We start from the raw sequence: 21575 nt of genomic DNA, 5'->3' as shown, positions 1-21575 counted from the left end.
ATTATTGTCCTGCAATCTCGCGAAGTGCCGTAATGACCCGCTGGGTATCCGCTTCGGTCATGTCTGGGAATAACGGCAGCGAGCAGATGCGCGCGCTGTTCCATTCAGTATTTGGGAGCGAAAGGGTAGTGAAGCGTTCGCGATAATATTTTTGCGTATGGGCTGCACGAAAATGCAGACCGGTGCCGATATCTTTAGTCTTCAGCGCTTCCATCAGGGCATCTCTGCTCAGCCCGCAGCGGGTTTCGTCAACACGAATGATGAATAAGTGCCAGGCATGAACGTGCGGCCACCGGGGCAGGTCCAGCGGTTGAAATGGCGTATCAGCCAGCGCCTGCTGATATTGCTGGGCAATTTGCGCCCGGCGTGAATTCAGTTGCTCCAGCTTATTCAGCTGTACCAACGCAATAGCGGCATTGATATCCGTCAGGTTGTATTTGTATCCTGGCGCAAGCACTTCGGCCTGCGGTGCCCGGCCATAGGTTTGTCGATCAAAAGCATCAACGCCCAGACCGTGAAACTTCAGGCTGCGAAGCCGCTGGGCAAGCTGGCTGTCGTCGGTAACAATCAGTCCACCTTCTGCGCAGGTGATATTTTTGATGGCGTGAAACGAGAAGATTGCCGTACCGCGCGCCCCGACATGACGGCCCTTATACAATGTCCCTACGGCATGGGCCGCATCTTCTATTACCGGGATGCCATAACGCTCGCCAATGGCATAAATTGCGTCAAGATCGGCGGGGGCGCCTGCGTAATGTACTGGAACAATGGCTTTGGTTCGTGGGGTAATGGCGGCTTCAATTTGCTCAGGTGTGACCATAAGTGTATCGCGGTCGACGTCGACCATGACTGGCGTCGCACCCAGCAAGACAATCATGTTGAGGGTGGAAACCCACGTCATCGACGGCGTAATGACCTCATCGCCTGCACCTATGCCCAACGCCATCAGTGTGATGTGCATACCTGCCGTGGCAGAGCAGACGGCGACAGCGTGTTGATTTCCTGTGAGCTGACAGAAGGCTTCTTCCAGCTGTTGGTTCTTCGGGCCAGTGGTTATCCATCCAGAGTCCAGCACCGCTTTTACAGCGGCAAGCTCTTCAGCACCCATTGCTGGGCGAGAGAAAGGCAAAAAGTCAGACATCATTATTCCTTCAAGCCATTTAACGCTACCGAAGTTTTATTTTTAGGACTAAACAGGGGCGTCGTTAATTATTTCATCAGGCTACAAAGGTTAATGGCCGAAGGTTAATTTATCCTTAAGGGTTTAAGGTTTGGGAGATAATAACAAAGACAGTGGGGAGTGGTTTATTTGTTTGAATATAAAGAGTTTTTAGTCATTATGGCGGTATTGTTCTCTGTTGCTGAATGCTGAGAGCAATACCGCTAATGTGATCATTGTTTATATTACGTTTAAACTCGGGGGACTTACAGTAACCCTTTCAAGGTTAACGTTTTACGTGTGGCGATATTTAAGTCGTAGGTGCCAAGATCTTCCGCTTTAACCCAGGCGAACGCCTGGAACTCTTCGTTAATGTTCACTTCACGATTAGCTGCCACACAATCGAAGATGAGATAAATCATATAAATCTCTTCCTGGCTGCCATCCGCGTACGTTTTAGTACGAATATCGTCACTGAAAGTCCATGGCGTAATTTCTGATAACACCAGCTGCTCGCCCAGCTCCTCTCTCACTTCCCGGCGCAAAGCTTCTTCGATGCGCTCACCCGGCTCAACGCCACCGCCAGAAAGCGCCCACTGACCGGGAAACACACCGCGGTCGTCAGCCATTTTGCAGAGTAAATAGCAGCCATCGTTTTGAATTAATGGGCAAACAATTGTTCTTTGGCGCATAGGTCAAGTCCTTGCAGGGGCGGGTATTAAGAATTCCATCATCCACCTATCTTACCTTTTGCTGGCTGGAGAAAAAACGCTTCATCGACGATTAAGTCCGTACGGGCGAGGAAAAATTGATTGTTGTTGAAAATGGCGTTCAGGGATGCAAACGATAGATTACATACAAAAATTTAACCTTATCTAATCTCATTAAGTAGTATTTAGTTACAATATGGTCTTGCATCGCTTTTTTAGCTCATTGATTCCTCGTCATCTGACAGTACAATTCACCGGTTTTGGGGCTATGTTTTGATTCTTGCAGGAAAGGATAGAAAATGAAAAAAAGTTTACTGTTGGGTTTTGCCGGAATGCTGTTTGTTTCCGCTTCGGCAAACGCGATTAGCATCAATGGTCAGGCTGGCGAAGACTACACCAACCTTGGATTCGGTATGGGTACTGAGACCACTGGTCTGGCCGTCAGCGGCAACTGGATGCATAATGATGACGACGGCGATGTTGCTGGGCTGGGCCTGGGTTTGAATATCCCGCTGGGTCCACTGTTGGCGACCGTTGGTGGTAAAGGTGTTTATACCAATCCAAACGATGGCGATGAAGGTTATGCTGCGGCTGTCGGTGGTGGTTTACAGTGGCCGATCGGCGACAGCATTCGTCTGTTTGGTGAGTACTATTACTCTCCTGATTCGCTTTCCAGCGGTATCGACAGCTATGAAGAAGCAAATGCCGGTGCGCGTTTGACTATTATGCGTCCGCTGAGCATCGAAGCCGGTTATCGTTACCTGAACCTGGCAGGTAAAGACGGTAACCGTGATAACGCAATTGCTGATGGCCCGTACGTTGGGGTTAACGCCAGCTTCTAACATTTCTGGCGCGGCGTTCAGTCGCGCCTTCCCCCCTCCATGCGTTATAGTGTTTTCATCATAAAAGCAGGAGAACACGATGTTAAACGTGGAGATGCTATCCACCGGGGATGAAGTGTTGCACGGACAAATCGTCGACACCAATGCCGCCTGGCTGGCCGATTTTTTCTTTAATCAGGGTTTACCGCTAACACGCCGCAACACGGTAGGTGACAATCTTAACGATTTAGTCTCTGTTTTGCGTGAGCGTAGCGAACACGCCGATGTACTGATCGTTAATGGCGGTTTGGGGCCAACCAGCGATGATTTGAGCGCGCTGGCAGCGGCAACGGCAAAAGGCGAAGGGCTGGTGCTGCATGAAGCATGGCTGACCGAGATGGAGCGATATTTCCGCGATCGTGGCCGCGTGATGGCGCCAAGTAACCGCAAACAGGCTGAACTTCCGGCCAGCGCTGAGTTTATCAATAATCCGGTGGGTACCGCGTGCGGGTTCGCCCTGAAGCTTAACCGCTGCCTGATGTTCTTTACACCGGGTGTACCGTCAGAATTCAAAGTCATGGTTGAGCATGAGATTCTGCCGCGTTTGCGTGAGCGTTTCTCATTGGCTCAGCCCCCGTTATGCCTGCGATTAACCACCTTTGGCCGTTCTGAAAGCGACCTGGCACAGAGCCTGGATCCGCTGACTTTGCCACCGGGCGTAACAATGGGATATCGCTCCTCAATGCCGATTATTGAGCTGAAGCTGACCGGGCCGGATTCCCAACGCGAAGCGATGCTGGCGCTGTGGCCTGAGGTGAAAAAGGTTGCCGGGCAAAACATGATTTTTGAAGGTACGGAAGGTTTGCCTGCACAAATTGCCCGCACGTTACAGGAACGACAATACAGTCTGACGCTGAGCGAACAATTTACCGGTGGTCTGGTCGCGTTGCAGCTTTCTCGCGCTAATGCTCCGTTGTTGGCGAGCGAAGTTGTTCCGCCCCAGGAAGAAACGCTGGCGCAAACGGCGCATTGGGTAACCGAGCGACGTAGCAAACATTATGCCGGGCTGGCTTTGGCGATATCAGCTTTCGAAAACGAACATATTAACTTTGCGCTGGCCGCCCCCAATGGGACATATGGTTTGCGCGTTCGGCTGAACGCTAATCGCTACAGCTTGTCGATTCGTCAGGAAGTGTGCGCAATGATGGCGCTAAATATGCTGCGCCGTTGGCTTAACGGACAGGATATTGCCAGTGAGCACGGCTGGATCGACGTAGTGGAATCTCTGATGCTACCTGCCTGATTTATTCTCTCTCTACTTCTCGTAATGGGAAGGCATGCTGGCCTTCCCATTTTCAGTCCAACCTATTGTACTCCCTGTAAAAAAATCTGTGCGTTAGTTCACAATTGCACTCGTTTTTTCTCCAGCCTACTGGAAGAGCGGGAGGATTTGATGCACTTCACAATTTTAACCACCTTAACTCACCACACTGATTCCAGTATCTCAGACTGGAGTCCAGTATGTTGGAATCAAGTAAAGTTCCCGCGCTCACCAGGGCGATTGAAATACTCAATCTCATTGCGCGTATCGGCCCATGCAGTGCCGCCATCATCATAGAAACGCTGGGTATTCCAAAAAGTACCGCGTATCTATTACTGAACGAACTGAAACGTCAACGCTTCATCAGCATTGATCATCAGGAGAATTACTGCCTGTGGACCAAGCTGGTTGAACTGTCGGGACATGCCCTGAGCAAGATGGATTTACGTGAACTGGCCCGTCCACGGTTGACACAACTGATGGATGAGACCGGACTGCTTTGCCATCTGGGGATCATCGACCACGAAAGCGCGTATTACATCCTGAAAGTAGAGTCGTCATCGACTATCAGCGTGCGCTCCCACGAAGGGAAAAGTCTTTCGCTCTATCGCTCGGGTATCGGCAAATGTCTGCTGGCCTGGCAACCTGCCGCCGTACGTAAAGCCATTATTGAACAACTGATATGGGAACAGGCAACGCCGACCACTATCACCAAACCACAGCAGTTGAAGGACGAGCTTGAGCGTATTCGTCAGCGTGGATGGAGCTTTGATAATGGCGAAGATTATCCCGATGTTCGCTGCGTCGCTGCGCCAGTTTTTAACGCTAGCAATGAGCTGACCGCCGCGATTTCAGTGGTTGGCACGCGTCTGCAAATTAACGAAGAGAACCGTGATTATCTGGCTGGTAAAGCGATTTCCTGCGCCAAAGATATTTCACGCCTGCTGGGATGGAAAAGTCCCTTCGACTCACTTGCTTCATAAAAAGGAGAACATCATGACCCTACCTAAAATTAAACACGTCCGCGCCTGGTTTACCGGTGGTGCCACGGCGGAAAAAGGCGCTGGCGGTGGTGACTATCACGATCAGGGCGCTAACCACTGGATTGACGATCATATCGCCACGCCAATGAGTAAATATCATGAATACGAACAATCGCGTCAGTCCTTTGGTATCAACGTGTTAGGAACGCTGATTGTTGAGGTAGAAGCTGAGAACGGGCAGACCGGTTTTGCCGTGTCGACGGCAGGGGAGATGGGTTGCTTTATTGTAGAAAAGCATCTCAATCGTTTTATCGAAGGGAAATGCGTTAGCGATATCAAACTCATTCATGACCAGATGCTCGGCGCAACAATGTATTACTCCGGATCTGGCGGTCTGGTGATGAACACCATCTCGTGCGTAGATCTGGCGCTGTGGGATCTGTTCGGCAAAGTGGTGGGGTTACCGGTCTACAAGTTGTTGGGTGGCGCGGTACGAGACGAAATTCAATTCTACGCGACGGGCGCGCGTCCGGATCTGGCAAAGGAGATGGGCTTTATTGGCGGCAAAATGCCAACTCACTGGGGACCGCACGATGGGGATGCCGGGATCCGCAAAGATGCAGCAATGGTCGCTGATATGCGCGAAAAATGTGGCCCTGATTTTTGGCTGATGCTCGACTGTTGGATGAGTCAGGATGTGAACTATGCCACCAAACTGGCTCATGCCTGCGCGCCGTATAATCTGAAGTGGATCGAAGAGTGTCTGCCACCGCAGCAGTATGAAGGCTATCGCGAACTGAAACGCAACGCTCCTGCAGGGATGATGGTCACCAGCGGTGAACACCATGGAACGCTACAATCTTTCCGCACCCTATCTGAAACCGGCATCGACATCATGCAGCCGGATGTAGGCTGGTGCGGTGGGTTAACCACGTTAGTAGAAATTGCCGCTATTGCAAAATCACGCGGACAGCTGGTGGTGCCGCATGGCTCATCGGTCTACTCGCATCATGCGGTGATTACGTTCACCAACACCCCATTCAGTGAGTTTTTGATGACCAGCCCGGATTGTTCAACGATGCGTCCACAGTTTGATCCGATCCTTCTGGACGAACCCGTACCCGTCAATGGCCGCATTCATAAGTCGGTGCTCGACAAACCGGGATTTGGCGTCGAACTTAACCGCGACTGCAATCTGAAGCGCCCTTATAGCCACTAATGACCTGTGCGTTGCCATTGCCACGGCAACGCCCTCATTTCTTTGAGGATCTTGCGATGAGTACCACGTTACTTGACGGTGTGGTGAAGAAAAACCGCGCCCGTTTGATTCCCTTTATGCTGGCGCTGTATGTGCTGGCGTTTCTTGACCGCTCGAACATCGGTTTTGCCAAAGAGACCTATCAGATTGATACCGGCCTGAGCAATGAGGCTTATGCGTTGGGGGCGGGGATTTTCTTTGTGGTTTACGCCTTTCTGGGCGTTCCTGCCAACCTGTTGATGCGTAAATTTGGCGCCAGAACCTGGATTGGCACCACCACGTTACTATGGGGATTTCTCTCCGCGGCGATGGCATGGGCGGACACAGAAGCAAAGTTTCTGGTCATCCGTACTCTGCTGGGTGCGGCAGAAGCAGGGTTCTTCCCCGGTATGATATACCTGACGTCGCAGTGGTTCCCCCAGCGTAATCGCGCCAGCATCATGGGGCTATTCTACATGGGTGCGCCGCTGGCATTAACCCTGGGATCGCCGCTTTCAGGTGCACTGTTGGAGATGCACGGTTTTATGGGACATCCGGGGTGGTTCTGGATGTTCGTTATCGAAGGTTTACTGGCTGTAGGTGCAGGCGTTTTTACCTTCTTCTGGCTTGACGACACGCCACAGCAAGCGCGTTTCCTTAGCGCCGAGGAAAAGGCTGCACTCATTAGCCAACTGGCGAGTGAAGAGGAGAAAAAGGTCACTTCGCGCCTGTCGGACGCGTTGCGTAATGGCCGCGTCTGGCAACTGGCGATCATCTATCTGACGATTCAGGTCGCGGTGTATGGTTTGATCTTCTTCCTGCCCACTCAGGTTGCCGCATTGTTGGGAACAAAGGTCGGCTTTACGGCTTCAGTCGTGACGGCGATACCGTGGGTAGCGGCGTTGTTTGGCACCTGGCTTATTCCGCGTTATTCCGATCGCACTGGCGATCGACGTAACGTTGCTGCGCTGACACTGCTGGCGGCCGGGATTGGCATTGGCTTGTCCGGGCTGGTTTCACCGGTACTGGCGATCGTGGCGCTTTGCGTCGCTGCGGTTGGTTTCATCGCCGTACAGCCGGTGTTCTGGACGATGCCAACGCAGCTTCTTTCCGGGACAGCTCTGGCGGCGGGGATCGGCTTCGTCAACCTGTTTGGTGCCGTAGGCGGCTTTATTGCCCCCATTCTGCGCGTCAAAGCTGAAACGTTGTTTGCCAGCGATGCGGCAGGTCTGCTGGTCCTGGCGGGCGTCGCGATGATTGGCTCGCTTATCATCTTTACGCTGAGTGTGAACCGTTCGGTTTCACAAGCAGGTACTGTGCATCATTAATTGTAAGGATCGTTATGAACGCATTGTTATCAAACCCCTTCAAAGAAGGATTGCGGAAAGGGGAAGTCCAGGTTGGCCTGTGGCTCAGTTCGACCACCTCCTACATGGCAGAGATTGCCGCGACGTCGGGCTACGACTGGCTGTTGATTGATGGTGAACATGCGCCGAATACGGTGCAGGATCTCTACCACCAGCTCCAGGCGATTGCGCCTTATGCCAGTCAGCCGGTAGTCCGTCCCGTTGAGGGCAGTAAAGCGTTGATCAAGCAAGTGTTGGATATTGGTGCGCAGACGTTGCTGATTCCTATGGTCGACAGTGCGGAGCAGGCGCGTCAGGTGGTTTCTGCGACTCGTTATCCACCACTCGGGGAGCGTGGCGTTGGTGCCAGCGTGGCGCGGGCGGCGCGCTGGGGACGTATCGACAATTATATGGAACGGGCCAATGAATCACTGTGCCTGCTTGTGCAGGTGGAGAGTAAAGCCGCACTGGATAATCTGGATGCGATTCTGGACGTTGAAGGTATTGACGGTGTCTTTATCGGCCCGGCGGATCTTTCTGCATCACTGGGCTATCCGGATAACACCGGACACCCGGAAGTACAAGAGATCATCGAGCAAAGCATTCGCCGTATCCGCGCAGCCGGAAAAGCCGCCGGTTTCCTCGCGGTCGATCCGGCAATGGCGCAAAAATGTTTGCAGTGGGGCGCGAATTTTGTCGCTGTAGGCGTCGATACCATGCTTTATACCGAAGCGCTGGATCGCCGGTTGGCAATGTTTAAGCCGGAGAAATCAGCACAAACGTTAAAAAGCAGTTACTAATATCAGGCCCGATGGTATAAGGCTATCGGGCCTGAGATCTGTGCTAATGGTTGCTAGCCGCCCCGTCGTCAGCAGAAAAACCGGTAATGCCCAGTACGATTTCACGATCAATACCATGTTCCAGCATCATGCGAGCAATCCGTGTTGCTTCTTCTTGCGTACCTTTTTGTACTCCTTGTTCTAATCCTTGTTCTAATCCTTGTTGTAACCCTTGTTGCAGCCCATCGTGGTGACCTTCTTGTCTGAGCCTATCTGCGATTGTCATCAGCCTCTCCTTGTTATGAGGGGAACGTTCGGCAACTTTATGGATAAATTCGTTGACGTGAGAAACGTCGCCGTACCGTAGCAGGTAATTTAATAGCGTTTGTAGCTGGCTGTCATTAGCGGTGCTTGTAACTAATAACGAGACCAGTCGGTCCACTAATCCCATCAAATCACGATCGCGGATATGTTTTTGCATCAACTCAAGCAGCGCAACACGCCGATGTTGCACGATTTCATCGTCAGGTATCACGGTAATATCGACCAGCGGAAAGGCTTCTGAATAAAGCTGTCGTGCCAGCTGTGGATTGTCAAATTCATCCAGCCAGTTGAGTGACCAGGGATAGGGGCTTTGTTGACCGTGATAAAACAACATTGGGATCACCAGCGGCAGCGTTTTATTCCCGGCATCAAGATGATGCTGCATCGCAGCGGTGGCATAGCGCATCAGGCGGAATGCCATGTGCTGCACGGCTGTACTCTGATGTTCGATGACACAATAGATATAGCCGTCACCTTCGTGGGTTTTTAGCGACCACAATACGTCGGAGTAGTAAGCGCGGAGATCCTGTTCGATAAAACTGGTGGACTCCAGCTTCAGCGTTTGCAAATTGCATATCTCACGTAATGTGGCGGGGAGGTGAATCTCCAGAAAATCCCGGGCCATCTCAGGATAAGAAATGATCTTTTTAAAAACCGCATCATGCGGTGTGGATGTAGTGGGTTTAGCCATGGTAGTCCGTCACCAGAAAGAGAATATGGCGTGACGGTATCTACTTTTAACAAGCGCTGCATATGAGAAATTGATTTTTTGCGTGGGTGAATCAGAGATAAATAAGCCCGACTGCAACGTATTCAAATAAGCGGAACTGGAAGCGCAAAAATGCCCGGTAGCAAACACCACCGGGCAACTGAGTTACCCCAACGCTTTGGCAAGCAGGGTGATAGGATGTTCGCAACGCTTACTGGTAGACATCTCAATCTGCCATTTACAGGTTTCGCAGTCGGTGACGACGATATCCGCGCCGCTTTCTTCAATCTGGCGGAATAACGGTGCGCCAATAGACTGTGAAGTCGGGTAGTTTTCCTTTTTAAAGCCGTAGGTTCCGGCAATGCCACAGCACTGCGAATCCAGCACCGTCAGCTCCAGCCCCGGAATTTGTCGCAGTAGCTCCAGCGTGTAGAGCGTCCAGCCCATTTTCTCCATGTGGCAGGGCGTGTGGTAGACCACTTTCAACGGCAACGTTTTCAGCGGTAGCGTTTTGCCTTCATCCAGTTTGCGCCACAGCCAACGGGTTGCCAGCTCAATGTGTTCGCGCAGGCCTGAGTTGTCGACATCCAGCACTTCCGGATATTCATCGCGTAGCGCAAAGGTGCAGGTTGATGAGGTGGCGATCACCGGAATGCCTTTGCCATCAATCGCTTCCCGAAGTGAGGCCACGTTGCTGACCGCCTGCTTACGCGCTTTATCTGTAAATCCGTTAGCAATCAGCGGCACGCCACAGCATTTCTCTTTACTCAGCAGTTGCACGCCGGTTCCCATCGCATTCAACACCTTGATCAGGTCTTTGCCAAGCTGGGGATGGTTGTAATTCACAAAACAGCCGTGGAAAAAGGCGACCTGATCCTGATACTGCGCCTGCTCGGCGGCAACGCTGCGATACCAGCGGCGGAAGGTACCAAAGGAGTACTTCGGCAGCGTACGGCGATGATCGATTTTTAGCGCGTAATCCAGCAACTGACGTACCGGTTTTAGTGAGGTGGCGGTATTCACTATTGGGGCGAAGGGGGTGGAAACGCTACCCATTAAATCGGTATGGCTTAAGACGAAGTTACGCAGCGATGGGCGCGTCGTGTCGTATTTGGCGCGCGCGCGCTGGATGATATCGCCGATTTTCACGTCTGACGGACAGGCCACTTCGCAGCGCTTACAGTTGATGCAGTATTTCAGCGCATCGTCATATAGTGCGCCATCTTTCAGGCGCAGACGTTCACCGTCCGGGCCGGCCTGCTTAGGGCCCGGGTAGCTCGGGTTGACGCGGCTTACCGGGCAGGCGGTGGTGCACACCGTACATTTGATACAACTTTCAAAACGTGTGTCGCTCATTGCTGTCCTCCTGCACGTTTCGCAATATGATGTGCGGCATGTAAGGCGCTGACTGCGCACACGCCGCCTCCGCAACCCTGGGCGATAGGGTCGAATCCGCCGAGGACGGAACCGATGGCGTACATGTTCTCTATCGTTTTTCCCGCCAGTGATGGGCGCAATGTGGCATCGGTTGTGACGCCAAACAGTTGCCACGGTTGTGGGTCGAAAACGTCACGCTGATACCACTCGGCGCGGGTAGCTGTTTGCTGTACATCCAGTCCCAGGATTGGTTCGTGGATTGCCTCACGCGTGGCGACCAGCCCGCTGCTGAAAAAACTGCCGCTGGCGAGCACGGCGAAACGTGGCCGCAAGGGGATATCGGCATGATTTCGGGTCCAGATTTCGCTGACCACGCCGTCCTGACAGGTGATTTTCTTCACTTCATCACCCGGCATCCACACACCGCCCTGGCGCACAAACTGGCGCTGCAATTTGTTGTGTAAACGCATGCCCAGTACCGAAGGTGGTAGGGTCGGTAACAGTGTCAGCGAGCAGGGGAGGCGCTCGTTAAGCCACTGCCAGAGCCGCTCATCTGCCAGACCAAAGCAGGCCGGCATGATTATCATGTCGCAGGTTTTTGCCATTGGCAGCAATGCGTCATAGAGCAGCGACCATTTATCTTCGTTATCCAGCAGGCGCGCAATATTAACGGCGCGAAACTCGGTTGGGTTATCACGCAGGACATCCAGTTCCGGCAGTTCGATTTCTGCCGTCTCGACGCTGAGATTACGTTGGCGTAATGACGCCGCGGCGAGATGCGCCTGAAAATCCAGTAACCCGCTAATCCCTACAACGCATATACGCTGCGCGGACAGCGGCCAGACCGGTACTTCCGGGGAACTTAACCAGGTTGAGCGCAGGGTGCCCAGCGGGGTAACACGTTGATGTGCCTGATGCACGTTGCCTTGCAAATGCGTTCCGCATTCTTCCAGTAAATTTTGCGCCTGCTGGGCCAGTTCCAGAACGTTCTGCGTTCCGATGGTGCTATACGGATGTGCGGGTGCCTGAGTGCGCAGCGCATTCAAACCCGCTTCTATATCCGTCACCGGTTGACCATCGGGTAAGCTGCTGAGCAAATCCAGTGAGCCGGAGGAAAAATGCAGGGCGCTTTGGCCGCGGGTAACAATCGTGCAGCGCAGTCCGCTTTTTTGCAGTTGCAGGCCGCATAGCAGTCCAGCGAGGCCGCCGCCGATAATGACGGTATCAAATTTCATCCTGGTGCTCCTTTTCCAGACCACACAACCCTTGATAAACCCAGCGAGTGAATTCGCTTTCGCGTAGTGCATCTCCCCAGGCGATAGGCTGCACACCTTTCCAGCGTTCGTTGAGGAAGTCGGAAAGCTGGGTAATGGATTGCGCTGCGGTAGTGACATTAAAACGTTGCAGCAAACCTGCGGCGCGACAGGCACACAATTCGCCCTGGCAGGTCCCCATTCCGACGCGGGTACGGCGACGCAAATCGAGCAGACTGTTGACGGTTAAATTCTCGACGGCGTATTGCACTTCGCCTGCGGTGACCGCTTCGCATTCACAGACCAGGCTGCGATGTTGACGGCCTTCGCTCAGCCACGCTGGGGTACGATCCCCATGGCGATAGACTGCCGAACCGCGTAGCGGCGCAGGTAACGAAATAACGCGTTTAAGCGTATGCTCGGTAGATTCCTGTGAGCCAGGCAACGCGGTGTCTGCGGTTGTGCAAGGCTGGGTATTGCCCAGCTTACGGCAAACGGCATCGGTAGCCCACTCCGCCATCAGGCGGTAGGTCATCAGTTTGCCGCCGGTAATGGTGATAAACCCTTCCAGTCCGTCACGCTCTGCGTGATCGAACAGCACAATCCCACGGCTGACGTTACGCCCGGTGGGATCGTCGTCGCTGGCTACCAGCGGACGCACGCCGGAGTAGGCGCGTAAAATGCGCGTTTTCGCCATAATAGGCGCCAGTTTCTCGCCTTCACGCAGCAGAATGTCGACTTCTTCTGCGGTGACGCGGTTGCTGTCGATATCATCGTAATCAATGTGCTGCGAGGTGGTACCGATCAATGAGATGGTATCGCCTGGCACCAGAATATCGGCGTCAGACGGTTTACGGCAGCGGTTGATGACATGCTGGTTAATGCGATGATCCATAATCAGCAACGAACCTTTGGCCGGGAACATACGGATGCTCAGATCGGCATATTCCGCAATGCGTTGACCCCAAATCCCGGCGGCGTTAACGACAACCGGTGCATGCAGGGACTGCATTTCGCCCGTCAGATGATTGCGCACGTTAACGCCGCAAACCGTCGCGCCTTCGCGAATCAGTCCTGTCACTTCATGCGCCGTTAAGATAACCGCGCCATGCTCACGCGCATCCAGCATGTTGGCGGCGGTTAAGCGGAAAGGATCAACCGTGCCGTCCGGCACTTTTACCGCACCAATCAGCTGTGGATTCACGGAAGGTTCGATAATACGTGCCTGCTGAGGGTCAATCGCTTCTGCGCGAATCCCTGCTTCTTCACAGGCGCGAATAAAGGTCGCCTGAAAGGAGAGCTCATCCTCCGGCAGGGTAATAAACAGACCGTCCGTTGGCTCAACGCAATGGCGGGCGATACGTTTCAGAATTTGGTTTTCGCTGATGCACTCACGGGCAGATTCAGCATCGGTGACGGCGTAGCGTGCACCGCTGTGCAGCAGGCCGTGGTTGCGCCCGGTCGCACCTGTGGCGATATCGTGGCGTTCCACTAAGATGACGCGCAACCCGCGCAGCGCACAATCGCGTGCGATCCCTGCACCTGTTGCTCCTCCACCAATGATAATCACGTCACTTGTTTGCGAGTCGCGAGTTTTCATTGTTTTTCCTCACAGTTCGTTTTTTATCATTTAGCCACATAAAAAACATGGATTGTTTGATTTCGCGCATAATCGCTCATTATTCGAAAATGAAACGTGATTTCGTGCGCCTTTATGAACATTTGTCATAAATCTGTAACAATATGTGCTGCGTTTCACATTTTTGTTATGTATCTTTCCTTAACATCGCGGCCACACTGGGAGCGGTAGGGTAGTAATGACGAACTGCAGTGTTTACTTCGAATGAAAGACGGCCACGGAGGCTACACTATGTTGAGCATTTTTAAACCAGCGTCACACACGGCGCGTTTGCCTGCAGCGGAGATCGACCCGACATATCGTCGATTACGTTGGCAGATTTTTCTGGGGATTTTCTTTGGTTATGCCGCGTACTATCTGGTACGTAAGAACTTTGCCCTTGCGATGCCGTATCTGGTTGAGCAGGGGTTCTCGCGTGGCGATCTGGGTTTTGCGTTGTCCGGTATCTCCATTGCTTACGGATTTTCGAAATTCATCATGGGGTCCGTTTCGGATCGCTCGAATCCGCGCGTTTTCCTGCCAGCGGGTCTGATACTGGCTGCGGCAGTGATGTTGTTTATGGGCTTTGTGCCGTGGGCGACATCGAGCATCGCGGTAATGTTTGTGCTGCTGTTCCTCTGCGGATGGTTCCAGGGGATGGGCTGGCCGCCGTGTGGTCGTACCATGGTGCACTGGTGGTCGCAGAAAGAGCGTGGCGGCATCGTTTCCGTTTGGAACTGTGCGCATAACGTGGGTGGCGGTCTGCCTCCTCTGTTGTTCCTGTTGGGTATGGCCTGGTTCAATGACTGGAAAGCGGCGCTGTACATGCCTGCTTTCGGTGCGATCGTTGTCGCGCTGTTTGCTTTTGCTTTGATGCGTGATACGCCGCAGTCCTGTGGTCTGCCGCCAATCGAAGAGTACAAGAACGATTATCCGGACGATTACAACGAGAAAGCGGAAGAAGAGCTGACTGCGAAGCAGATCTTCATGCAGTACGTACTGCCGAACAAACTGTTGTGGTACATCGCTATCGCTAACGTGTTTGTTTATCTGCTGCGCTACGGCATCCTGGACTGGTCGCCGACTTACCTGAAAGAAGTGAAGCATTTTGCACTGGATAAATCATCCTGGGCCTACTTCCTGTATGAATATGCGGGTATTCCGGGCACGCTGCTGTGTGGCTGGATGTCGGATAAAGTCTTCCGTGGAAACCGTGGCGCGACCGGCGTGTTCTTTATGACGCTGGTGACGATTGCGACCATCGTTTACTGGATGAACCCGGCAGGCAACCCGAACGTAGATATGGCTTGTATGATTATCATCGGCTTCCTGATCTACGGCCCGGTCATGTTGATTGGTCTGCATGCGCTGGAACTGGCACCGAAAAAAGCGGCAGGTACGGCGGCTGGCTTTACTGGTCTGTTCGGTTATCTCGGCGGTTCTGTGGCTGCGAGCGCCATTGTCGGCTACACCGTTGACTTCTTCGGTTGGGACGGCGGCTTTATGGTGATGATTGGCGGTAGTGTGCTGGCGGTTATTCTGCTGGTAGTCGTCATGATTGGCGAAAAACGCCATCACGAAGAGATCCAGCTCAAGCGTAACGGGGGCTAATAGATGAAAACCACATTGAAAAGTCTCAGCGTGGCGCTGATGCTGGCAGGTATGGTTGTGAGCAGCGCGGCGGTTGCCGCAGATAAAGTCGTGATTGCGCACCGTGGCGCCAGCGGTTATCTACCGGAGCATACGTTACCTGCGAAAGCGATGGCCTATGCTCAGGGAGCGGATTACCTGGAACAGGATTTGGTGATGACTAAGGACGACCATCTGGTCGTCCTGCATGACCACTATCTTGACCGCGTCACCGATGTTGCCGAACGTTTCCCGGATCGCGCGCGTAAAGATGGGCGTTACTACGCTATCGACTTTACGCTGGATGAGATCAAGTCGCTGAAGTTTACTGAAGGCTTTGATATCGAAAATGGCAAAAAGGTCCAGACCTACCCGGGGCGTTTCCCGATGGGTAAATCTGATTTCCGTGTGCACACTTTCGAAGAAGAAATTGAGTTCGTTCAGGGATTAAATCATTCAACCGGTAAAAACATCGGCATTTACCCGGAAATGAAAGCGCCGTGGTTCCATCATCAGGAAGGGAAGGACATTGCGGCTAAGACGCTGGAAGTACTGAAAAAGTACGGGTACACCGACAAGAACGACAAGGTCTATCTGCAGTGTTTTGATGTCGCAGAGTTAAAGCGCATTAAGAATGAACTGGAACCGAAGATGGGGATGGATCTCAATCTGGTACAGTTGATTGCGTACACTGACTGGAATGAAACTCAGGAGAAAAAGCCAGACGGCAGTTGGGTTAATTACAACTACGACTGGATGTTTAAACCGGGTGCCATGAAGCAGGTTGCGCAGTATGCGGACGGCATTGGGCCGGACTACCACATGCTGATTGATGAGAAGTCGAAGAAGGGCAATATCTCGTTAACTGGCATGGTGCAGGACGCACATCAGAATAAGATGGTGGTGCATCCGTATACCGTTCGCGCCGATCAACTGCCGGATTACACCACTGACGTAAACCAGCTGTATGACATTCTTTATAACAAAGCGGGTGTTGACGGGCTGTTCACCGATTTCCCCGACAAAGCAGTGAAATTCCTGAATAAAGAGTAATGGCATAAGGCCTGTGATGCACCTCCGGTCACAGGCCTTATTGGACGAAACGTGATTAACTGCTAGATAAGGCCGTCTGCTGTTAACGTTTTCCTACATGCCTGCAGGAGAAATAAAGGGCTGCCGTTCATCGGCGGCTCTTTTACCAGTAACAATTTTTATCCCGCCTTGCGTTACAGCTCTATTTCAATATCGCCTTTTGCCCGGCAACAGCAGGGCAATATTTCACCCGGTTGAATGAAGGCCAGAGGTTCTGCAATCCAGTCAACCTGTCCCGCCACCAGGCGGGTACGACAGGAGCCGCAGTAGCCTTCACGACACTGATATTCGACTTCAACATCGTGCGACTCGAGTGCGGCAAGTAGGGAAGGATGTTCATCCTGGCACAGCAGTTGTGTGCCAGAGATGCGCAAAGTCACGCGGCCCATCAGAGCTGGAAGTTACTCAGGTCGTCGGTATCAACTTCCGAATCGATCTGACCGACCAGATAAGAGCTGACTTCCACTTCCTGCGGTGCGACCTGGACGTTGTCAGACACCAGCCAGGTATTGATCCACGGGATCGGGTTAGAGCGGGTCTGGAAAGGCAGATCGAGTCCGACAGCCTGCATACGGATGTTGGTGATGTACTCAACGTACTGGCACAGAATGTCTTTGTTCAGGCCAATCATTGAGCCATCACGGAACAGATAGTCCGCCCACTCTTTTTCCTGCAGCGCGGCCTGTACGAACAGGTCGTAGCATTCTTGTTTGCACTCTTCGGCAATTTCCGCCATCTCCGGATCGTCTACACCGCTGCGCAGAAGGTTCAGCATATGCTGAGTACCGGTCAGATGCAGGGCTTCGTCGCGGGCGATCAGACGAATAATTTTCGCGTTGCCTTCCATCAGTTCACGTTCGGCGAATGCGAAGGAGCAGGCGAAGCTGACATAAAAGCGGATCGCTTCCAGCGCGTTGACGCTCATCAGGCACAGATACAGCTTCTTCTTCAGCTCACGCAGGTTTACGACAACCGTTTTGCCATTAACGGTATGCGTACCTTCACCGAGCAAATGCCAGTAGCTGGTCATCTCGATCAGTTCGTCGTAGTAGCTGGAAATACCTTCTGCGCGTTTCTGGATTTGCTCATTAGTGACGATATCGTCAAACACCACCGCCGGATCGTTAACGATATTGCGAATAATATGAGTGTAGGAGCGGGAATGGATAGTTTCAGAAAACGCCCACGTTTCCACCCAGGTTTCCAGTTCAGGGATCGAGATTAACGGCAGCAGCGCGACGTTTGGACTACGTCCCTGAATGGAGTCCAGCAGCGTCTGATACTTCAGGTTGCTGATGAAGATATGTTTTTCATGTTCCGGCAATGCCTGGAAATCGATACGATCGCGAGAAACATCGACCTCTTCTGGACGCCAGAAGAAAGAGAGCTGCTTTTCGATCAGTTTTTCAAAGATGTCATATTTTTGCTGATCGTAGCGGGCGACGTTCACCGGCTGGCCGAAGAACATCGGTTCCAGAAGCTGATCATTTTTCGTCTGTGAAAAAGTGGTGTATGCCATTGATGAGAATCCTGTCTGGAATGTACTGCCGGATGCGCTTTGCTTATCCGGCCTACAATACCGCGAATTAATTTGTAGGCCGGGTAAGCGCTACGCCACCCGGCAAAAGATTAAATCTTACATGCGCCGCTTTCGCAGCCATCGTCCTGAATGGACGGTACCAGATCGTCCTGAGAGTCTTCCGCACCGTCACGGGTGTTCTGATAATACAGCGTTTTGACGCCAAATTTGTAGGCGGTGAGCAGGTCTTTCAGCAACTGCTGCATCGGTACTTTTCCGGACGGGAAGCGCGACGGATCGTAGTTGGTGTTGGCAGAAATCGACTGATCGATAAATTTCTGCATGATACCTACCAGCTGCAAGTAGCCGTCGTTGTTCGGCATTTCCCACAGCAGTTCATATGCGTCGTGCAGGTGTTCGTAGTCCGGCACGACCTGACGCAGAATTCCATCTTTCGATGCTTTGATGCTCACGTAACCGCGTGGTGGTTCAATACCGTTGGTGGCGTTGGAGATCTGCGAAGAGGTCTCGGACGGCATCAGAGCGGAGAGCGTGGAGTTACGCAGACCGTGAGTTTTAATTGATTCGCGCAGGCTTTCCCAGTTGTAATGCAGGGATTCGCTGACGATAGCATCCAGGTCTTTTTTATAGGTATCGATCGGCAGAATGCCTTTCGCATAGGTGGTTTCGTTAAACCACGGGCATGCGCCTTGCTCTTTCGCCAGCTCGTTAGACGCTTTCAGCAGGTAATACTGAATCGCTTCAAAGGTTTTGTGAGTCAGGTTATTGGCGCTGCCGTCAGAGTAGCGTTTACCGTTTTTCGCCAGCCAGTAGGCATAGTTGATAACGCCAATACCCAACGTACGACGACCCATCGCACCACGTTTGGCGGCCGGAATCGGATAATCCTGGTAATCGAGCAGCGCATCCAACGCACGTACCGCCAGTACGGCCAGCTCTTCCAGTTCGTCCAGACTTTCGATAGCGCCCAGGTTAAATGCGGACAGCGTACACAGCGCAATTTCGCCGTTTTCATCGTTAACGTCGGTCAGCGGTTTGGTCGGCAGGGCGATTTCCAGGCACAGGTTGGACTGGCGTACCGGCGCGACAACCGGATCAAACGGGCTATGGGTGTTGCAGTGGTCCACGTTCTGAATGTAAATACGGCCGGTAGAGGCACGTTCCTGCATCATCAGTGAGAACAGCTCAACCGCTTTCACGCGCTGTTTGCGGATGCTGTCGTCATTTTCATATTGGGTATACAGACGTTCGAACTCATCCTGATCGGCGAAGAACGCGTCATACAGACCCGGGACGTCGGACGGGCTAAACAGGGTGATGTCGCCGCCTTTCAGCAAACGGGTGTACATCAGTTTGTTGATCTGTACGCCGTAGTCCATGTGACGAACGCGGTTGCCTTCGACGCCACGGTTGTTTTTCAGGACCAGCAGGCTTTCAACTTCCAGGTGCCACATTGGGTAGAACAGCGTGGCTGCACCGCCGCGTACGCCACCCTGAGAGCAGGATTTAACCGCAGTCTGGAAATGCTTGTAGAACGGAATACAACCGGTGTGGAACGCTTCACCGCCGCGAATCGGGCTACCCAGCGCACGGATGCGACCGGCGTTAATGCCGATACCGGCACGCTGAGAAACGTATTTCACAATCGCGCTGGAGGTTGCGTTGATGGAGTCAAGGCTGTCGCCGCACTCGATCAGAACGCAGGAACTGAACTGACGCGTTGGGGTACGCACGCCGGACATAATCGGCGTCGGCAGCGAGATTTTGAACGTAGAAACGGCGTCGTAGAAACGTTTTACATATTGCAGACGTGTTTCACGCGGATAGTTAGAAAACAGGCAGGCTGCTACCAGAATGTAGAGGAACTGTGCGCTTTCATAGATCTCACCGGTAACACGGTTTTGCACCAGATATTTGCCTTCTAACTGCTTCACCGCAGCGTAGGAGAAGGTCATATCACGATCGTGTACGATGAACGAGTCCATCTGCTTGAACTCTTCTTCCGTGTAGTCTTCCAGCAGATGATTGTCGTATTTGCCCATTTCAACCATTTTCACGACATGGTCAAACAGTTTTGGCGGTTCAAACTCGCCATAGGCTTTTTTGCGCAGATGGAAAATCGCCAGACGGGCGGCCAGATACTGATAATCCGGCGCTTCGCGGGAGATCAGGTCGGCGGCAGCTTTGATGATTGTTTCATGGATATCGGAGGTCTTGATACCGTCATAAAACTGAATGTGGGAGCGCAGCTCGACCTGAGAGATCGATACGTTATTCAGTCCTTCTGCCGCCCAATCCAGAACTCGGTGGATTTTGTCGAGATTGATGCGCTCTGTACTACCATCACGCTTTGTCACCAGCAGACTCTGATTCATGTGGTTTTTTACCTGTCCGTGAAAGAAAAAATATCCCCCATATTATCCACAGAGTCATGTTGTGACTAAGTCTGTGGATAAATACTATATGTAGGGGTTGTTTGATAAAATAGACGCTATATGGTGAGTATTCTAGTAGGGATTCTTTTCAGCACAAGAGTTGATTTTGAGGTTAAATTGAGGTTGCAAAAGGGTGAGAATCGCTAAGTGCGCGTCTTATAAGGCCTGGCGGGGATGTCAATAATTGAGAAAAAAAATAGAAATTTTGATCGAGTGCTGATTTCTTCATCTAAGGTAAGGAAAGTTCTTATGATCTGGCGCAAAAATTGCTGTACCGGTACTACTCAGGATTGGTAGGCGATGCGTAATAACGTAGGCCTGATAAGCGAAGCGCCATCAGGCGTTAAAGCCCGGAGTCGTGCCGGATGGCGGCGCTGGCGCGCTTTATCCGGCCTACAATCCAGCGTCATAAGGCCATGAGCGCTGGTTTATTCGCTTTTGGCGGTGGTATGCACCATATAGTTCACATCAACGCCCGGACCGAGTTTGAAGGTGTTGGTGATGGGGTTGTAGTGCAGGCCGGTCATATGACGCTCTTTCAGCACGGTCTGGTCAACCCACTCTAACAGTTCAGCGGGCTTAATGAATTTTTTCACATCATGCGTTCCTTTCGGCACCATCCGCAGAATATATTCCGCTCCGACCACCGCCATCAGCCAGGATTTGCCGTTGCGGTTAAGCGTGGAAAAAAAGACTTCGCCGCCCGGTTTAACCAGTCTGGCGCAGGCCCTGACCACCGACTGCGGATCTGGTACGTGCTCCAGCATTTCCATGCAGGTCACAACGTCATACTGATGCGCATGCTTATCCGCATGTTCTTCGACAGTTTCTTGTACGTACTCCACCTGGATGCCGCTCTCCAGCGCATGCAGTTTTGCGACCTGTAACGGTTCAAAGCCCATGTCCAGCCCGGTGACGGTTGCGCCTTCGCGCGCCATGCTTTCCGCCAGAATGCCGCCGCCGCAGCCGACGTCGAGAACCTTTTTACCAAACAGGCCGCCTGAGCGTTCAGTAATGTAGCCCAGACGCAGCGGGTTAATACGGTGCAGTGGCTTAAATTCACCCTCAAGATCCCACCAGCGTGACGCGACTGCTTCAAACTTGGCAATTTCTTCATGGTCAACGTTGTGAGTAACCGGGGGTTTTTCGGCATTCATTGGGGCTTCTACTCCTAAATTTGCGATGCAAATGAGTATATCAGCCTGACGGGATGAATAAAGCCTCTGTCAGGGGGAATCCATT

At 52.4% G+C, this 21575-nt stretch carries 18 protein-coding genes and 1 pseudogene; 8 read left to right on the top strand and 11 right to left on the bottom strand.

Annotated features, from left to right (window positions below; all coding sequences use genetic code 11):
* Position 1: 1 nt before the first annotated feature.
* Together arnB and nudI are read right to left on the bottom strand one after the other, a co-directional pair.
* On the bottom strand, positions 2–1141 hold the full coding sequence (gene arnB / locus SK34_RS04045) for a UDP-4-amino-4-deoxy-L-arabinose aminotransferase (RefSeq protein ID WP_003027645.1): 1140 nt from the start codon (positions 1139–1141) through the stop codon (positions 2–4).
* A 284-nt stretch (positions 1142–1425) separates the two neighbouring features.
* Complete coding sequence (gene nudI / locus SK34_RS04040; RefSeq protein ID WP_003027643.1) at positions 1426–1851, bottom strand: nucleoside triphosphatase NudI; 426 nt, start codon at positions 1849–1851, stop codon at positions 1426–1428.
* 317 nt (positions 1852–2168) lie between these two features.
* On the opposite strand from nudI, the gene SK34_RS04035 reads away from it, so the two are divergent.
* The 6 genes from SK34_RS04035 to yfaU all read left to right on the top strand — a co-directional run bounded on the left by SK34_RS04035 (position 2169) and on the right by yfaU (position 8377).
* Positions 2169–2711, top strand: coding sequence for a YfaZ family protein (locus SK34_RS04035; RefSeq protein WP_003027640.1), 543 nt, complete (start codon positions 2169–2171; stop codon positions 2709–2711).
* A gap of 79 nt (positions 2712–2790) precedes the next feature.
* The gene (locus SK34_RS04030) at positions 2791–3993 is read left to right on the top strand and encodes a nicotinamide mononucleotide deamidase-related protein YfaY (protein ID WP_048232429.1); all 1203 of its coding nucleotides are present in this window, start codon (positions 2791–2793) and stop codon (positions 3991–3993) included.
* Between the two features lie 218 nt (positions 3994–4211).
* Positions 4212–4994: an IclR family transcriptional regulator gene (locus SK34_RS04025; protein WP_003027633.1), complete on the top strand. Its 783-nt coding sequence runs from the start codon at positions 4212–4214 to the stop codon at positions 4992–4994.
* 13 nt (positions 4995–5007) lie between these two features.
* The gene (rhmD, locus tag SK34_RS04020; protein WP_003027631.1) at positions 5008–6213 is read left to right on the top strand and encodes an L-rhamnonate dehydratase; all 1206 of its coding nucleotides are present in this window, start codon (positions 5008–5010) and stop codon (positions 6211–6213) included.
* 56 nt (positions 6214–6269) lie between these two features.
* The gene (locus SK34_RS04015; RefSeq protein WP_003839398.1) at positions 6270–7559 is read left to right on the top strand and encodes an MFS transporter; all 1290 of its coding nucleotides are present in this window, start codon (positions 6270–6272) and stop codon (positions 7557–7559) included.
* Between the two features lie 14 nt (positions 7560–7573).
* Entirely contained in the window at positions 7574–8377 is an 804-nt protein-coding gene (yfaU, locus tag SK34_RS04010) for a 2-keto-3-deoxy-L-rhamnonate aldolase (protein WP_003027625.1), read from the top strand.
* A gap of 43 nt (positions 8378–8420) precedes the next feature.
* Here yfaU and SK34_RS04005 read toward each other — a convergent pair whose 3' ends face one another.
* The 4 genes from SK34_RS04005 to glpA all read right to left on the bottom strand — a co-directional run bounded on the left by SK34_RS04005 (position 8421) and on the right by glpA (position 13619).
* Positions 8421–9371, bottom strand: coding sequence for an Rpn family recombination-promoting nuclease/putative transposase (locus SK34_RS04005; RefSeq protein ID WP_048232427.1), 951 nt, complete (start codon positions 9369–9371; stop codon positions 8421–8423).
* A 183-nt stretch (positions 9372–9554) separates the two neighbouring features.
* Positions 9555–10745 (bottom strand): anaerobic glycerol-3-phosphate dehydrogenase subunit GlpC, encoded by a 1191-nt coding sequence (gene glpC / locus SK34_RS04000; RefSeq protein ID WP_048232425.1) that lies wholly within the window; start codon positions 10743–10745, stop codon positions 9555–9557.
* Positions 10742–12001, bottom strand: a complete 1260-nt coding sequence (gene glpB, locus SK34_RS03995) for a glycerol-3-phosphate dehydrogenase subunit GlpB (protein WP_016150686.1) — start codon at positions 11999–12001, stop codon at positions 10742–10744. Before glpB ends, glpC begins: the two co-directional genes overlap by 4 nt.
* A complete protein-coding gene (gene glpA, locus SK34_RS03990; RefSeq protein WP_003845117.1) occupies positions 11991–13619 on the bottom strand; it encodes an anaerobic glycerol-3-phosphate dehydrogenase subunit A in 1629 nt (542 codons plus the stop codon). Before glpA ends, glpB begins: the two co-directional genes overlap by 11 nt.
* A 270-nt stretch (positions 13620–13889) precedes the next feature.
* Here glpA and glpT point away from each other — a divergent pair, with 270 nt between their 5' ends.
* Positions 13890–15248, top strand: a complete 1359-nt coding sequence (glpT, locus tag SK34_RS03985) for a glycerol-3-phosphate transporter (protein WP_044701171.1) — start codon at positions 13890–13892, stop codon at positions 15246–15248.
* A gap of 3 nt (positions 15249–15251) precedes the next feature.
* The gene (gene glpQ / locus SK34_RS03980; protein ID WP_003839410.1) at positions 15252–16319 is read left to right on the top strand and encodes a glycerophosphodiester phosphodiesterase; all 1068 of its coding nucleotides are present in this window, start codon (positions 15252–15254) and stop codon (positions 16317–16319) included.
* Between the two features lie 62 nt (positions 16320–16381).
* Here the strand turns inward: glpQ and SK34_RS25120 are convergent.
* The 5 genes and pseudogenes from SK34_RS25120 to ubiG all read right to left on the bottom strand — a co-directional run.
* Positions 16382–16471 (bottom strand): annotated as a pseudogene (locus tag SK34_RS25120) (hypothetical protein); the annotation flags it as partial.
* Between the two features lie 21 nt (positions 16472–16492).
* A complete protein-coding gene (gene yfaE, locus SK34_RS03975) occupies positions 16493–16747 on the bottom strand; it encodes a ferredoxin-like diferric-tyrosyl radical cofactor maintenance protein YfaE (protein ID WP_003027609.1) in 255 nt (84 codons plus the stop codon).
* Positions 16747–17877 (bottom strand): class Ia ribonucleoside-diphosphate reductase subunit beta, encoded by a 1131-nt coding sequence (nrdB, locus tag SK34_RS03970; RefSeq protein ID WP_003027605.1) that lies wholly within the window; start codon positions 17875–17877, stop codon positions 16747–16749. Before nrdB ends, yfaE begins: the two co-directional genes overlap by 1 nt.
* 110 nt (positions 17878–17987) lie before the next feature.
* On the bottom strand, positions 17988–20273 hold the full coding sequence (gene nrdA, locus SK34_RS03965; RefSeq protein ID WP_003027604.1) for a class 1a ribonucleoside-diphosphate reductase subunit alpha: 2286 nt from the start codon (positions 20271–20273) through the stop codon (positions 17988–17990).
* A gap of 488 nt (positions 20274–20761) precedes the next feature.
* Positions 20762–21490 carry a bifunctional 2-polyprenyl-6-hydroxyphenol methylase/3-demethylubiquinol 3-O-methyltransferase UbiG gene (gene ubiG, locus SK34_RS03960; RefSeq protein WP_003027601.1) on the bottom strand — a complete coding sequence of 243 codons (729 nt, stop codon included), beginning with the start codon at positions 21488–21490 and terminating at the stop codon, positions 20762–20764.
* Positions 21491–21575 lie beyond the last annotated feature (85 nt).

The sequence above is a fragment of the Citrobacter sp. MGH104 genome (assembly GCF_001034485.1).
GTDB classification, from domain to species: Bacteria; Pseudomonadota; Gammaproteobacteria; order Enterobacterales; family Enterobacteriaceae; genus Citrobacter; species Citrobacter freundii.
The sequence above is the reverse complement of the archived record's forward strand: the minus strand, read 5'-3'. Positions and strand labels throughout refer to the sequence as shown.

Bases quoted from the DNA above. Each gene is read 5' to 3' on its own strand.
- arnB (WP_003027645.1), bottom strand. From the start codon at position 1,141: ATGTCTGACTTTTTGCCTTTCTCTCGCCCAGCAATGGGTGCTGAAGAG.
- nudI (WP_003027643.1), bottom strand. From the start codon at position 1,851: ATGCGCCAAAGAACAATTGTTTGCCCATTAATTCAAAACGATGGCTGC.
- SK34_RS04035 (WP_003027640.1), top strand. From the start codon at position 2,169: ATGAAAAAAAGTTTACTGTTGGGTTTTGCCGGAATGCTGTTTGTTTCC.
- SK34_RS04030 (WP_048232429.1), top strand. From the start codon at position 2,791: ATGTTAAACGTGGAGATGCTATCCACCGGGGATGAAGTGTTGCACGGA.
- SK34_RS04025 (WP_003027633.1), top strand. From the start codon at position 4,212: ATGTTGGAATCAAGTAAAGTTCCCGCGCTCACCAGGGCGATTGAAATA.
- rhmD (WP_003027631.1), top strand. From the start codon at position 5,008: ATGACCCTACCTAAAATTAAACACGTCCGCGCCTGGTTTACCGGTGGT.
- SK34_RS04015 (WP_003839398.1), top strand. From the start codon at position 6,270: ATGAGTACCACGTTACTTGACGGTGTGGTGAAGAAAAACCGCGCCCGT.
- yfaU (WP_003027625.1), top strand. From the start codon at position 7,574: ATGAACGCATTGTTATCAAACCCCTTCAAAGAAGGATTGCGGAAAGGG.
- SK34_RS04005 (WP_048232427.1), bottom strand. From the start codon at position 9,371: ATGGCTAAACCCACTACATCCACACCGCATGATGCGGTTTTTAAAAAG.
- glpC (WP_048232425.1), bottom strand. From the start codon at position 10,745: ATGAGCGACACACGTTTTGAAAGTTGTATCAAATGTACGGTGTGCACC.
- glpB (WP_016150686.1), bottom strand. From the start codon at position 12,001: ATGAAATTTGATACCGTCATTATCGGCGGCGGCCTCGCTGGACTGCTA.
- glpA (WP_003845117.1), bottom strand. From the start codon at position 13,619: ATGAAAACTCGCGACTCGCAAACAAGTGACGTGATTATCATTGGTGGA.
- glpT (WP_044701171.1), top strand. From the start codon at position 13,890: ATGTTGAGCATTTTTAAACCAGCGTCACACACGGCGCGTTTGCCTGCA.
- glpQ (WP_003839410.1), top strand. From the start codon at position 15,252: ATGAAAACCACATTGAAAAGTCTCAGCGTGGCGCTGATGCTGGCAGGT.
- yfaE (WP_003027609.1), bottom strand. From the start codon at position 16,747: ATGGGCCGCGTGACTTTGCGCATCTCTGGCACACAACTGCTGTGCCAG.
- nrdB (WP_003027605.1), bottom strand. From the start codon at position 17,877: ATGGCATACACCACTTTTTCACAGACGAAAAATGATCAGCTTCTGGAA.
- nrdA (WP_003027604.1), bottom strand. From the start codon at position 20,273: ATGAATCAGAGTCTGCTGGTGACAAAGCGTGATGGTAGTACAGAGCGC.
- ubiG (WP_003027601.1), bottom strand. From the start codon at position 21,490: ATGAATGCCGAAAAACCCCCGGTTACTCACAACGTTGACCATGAAGAA.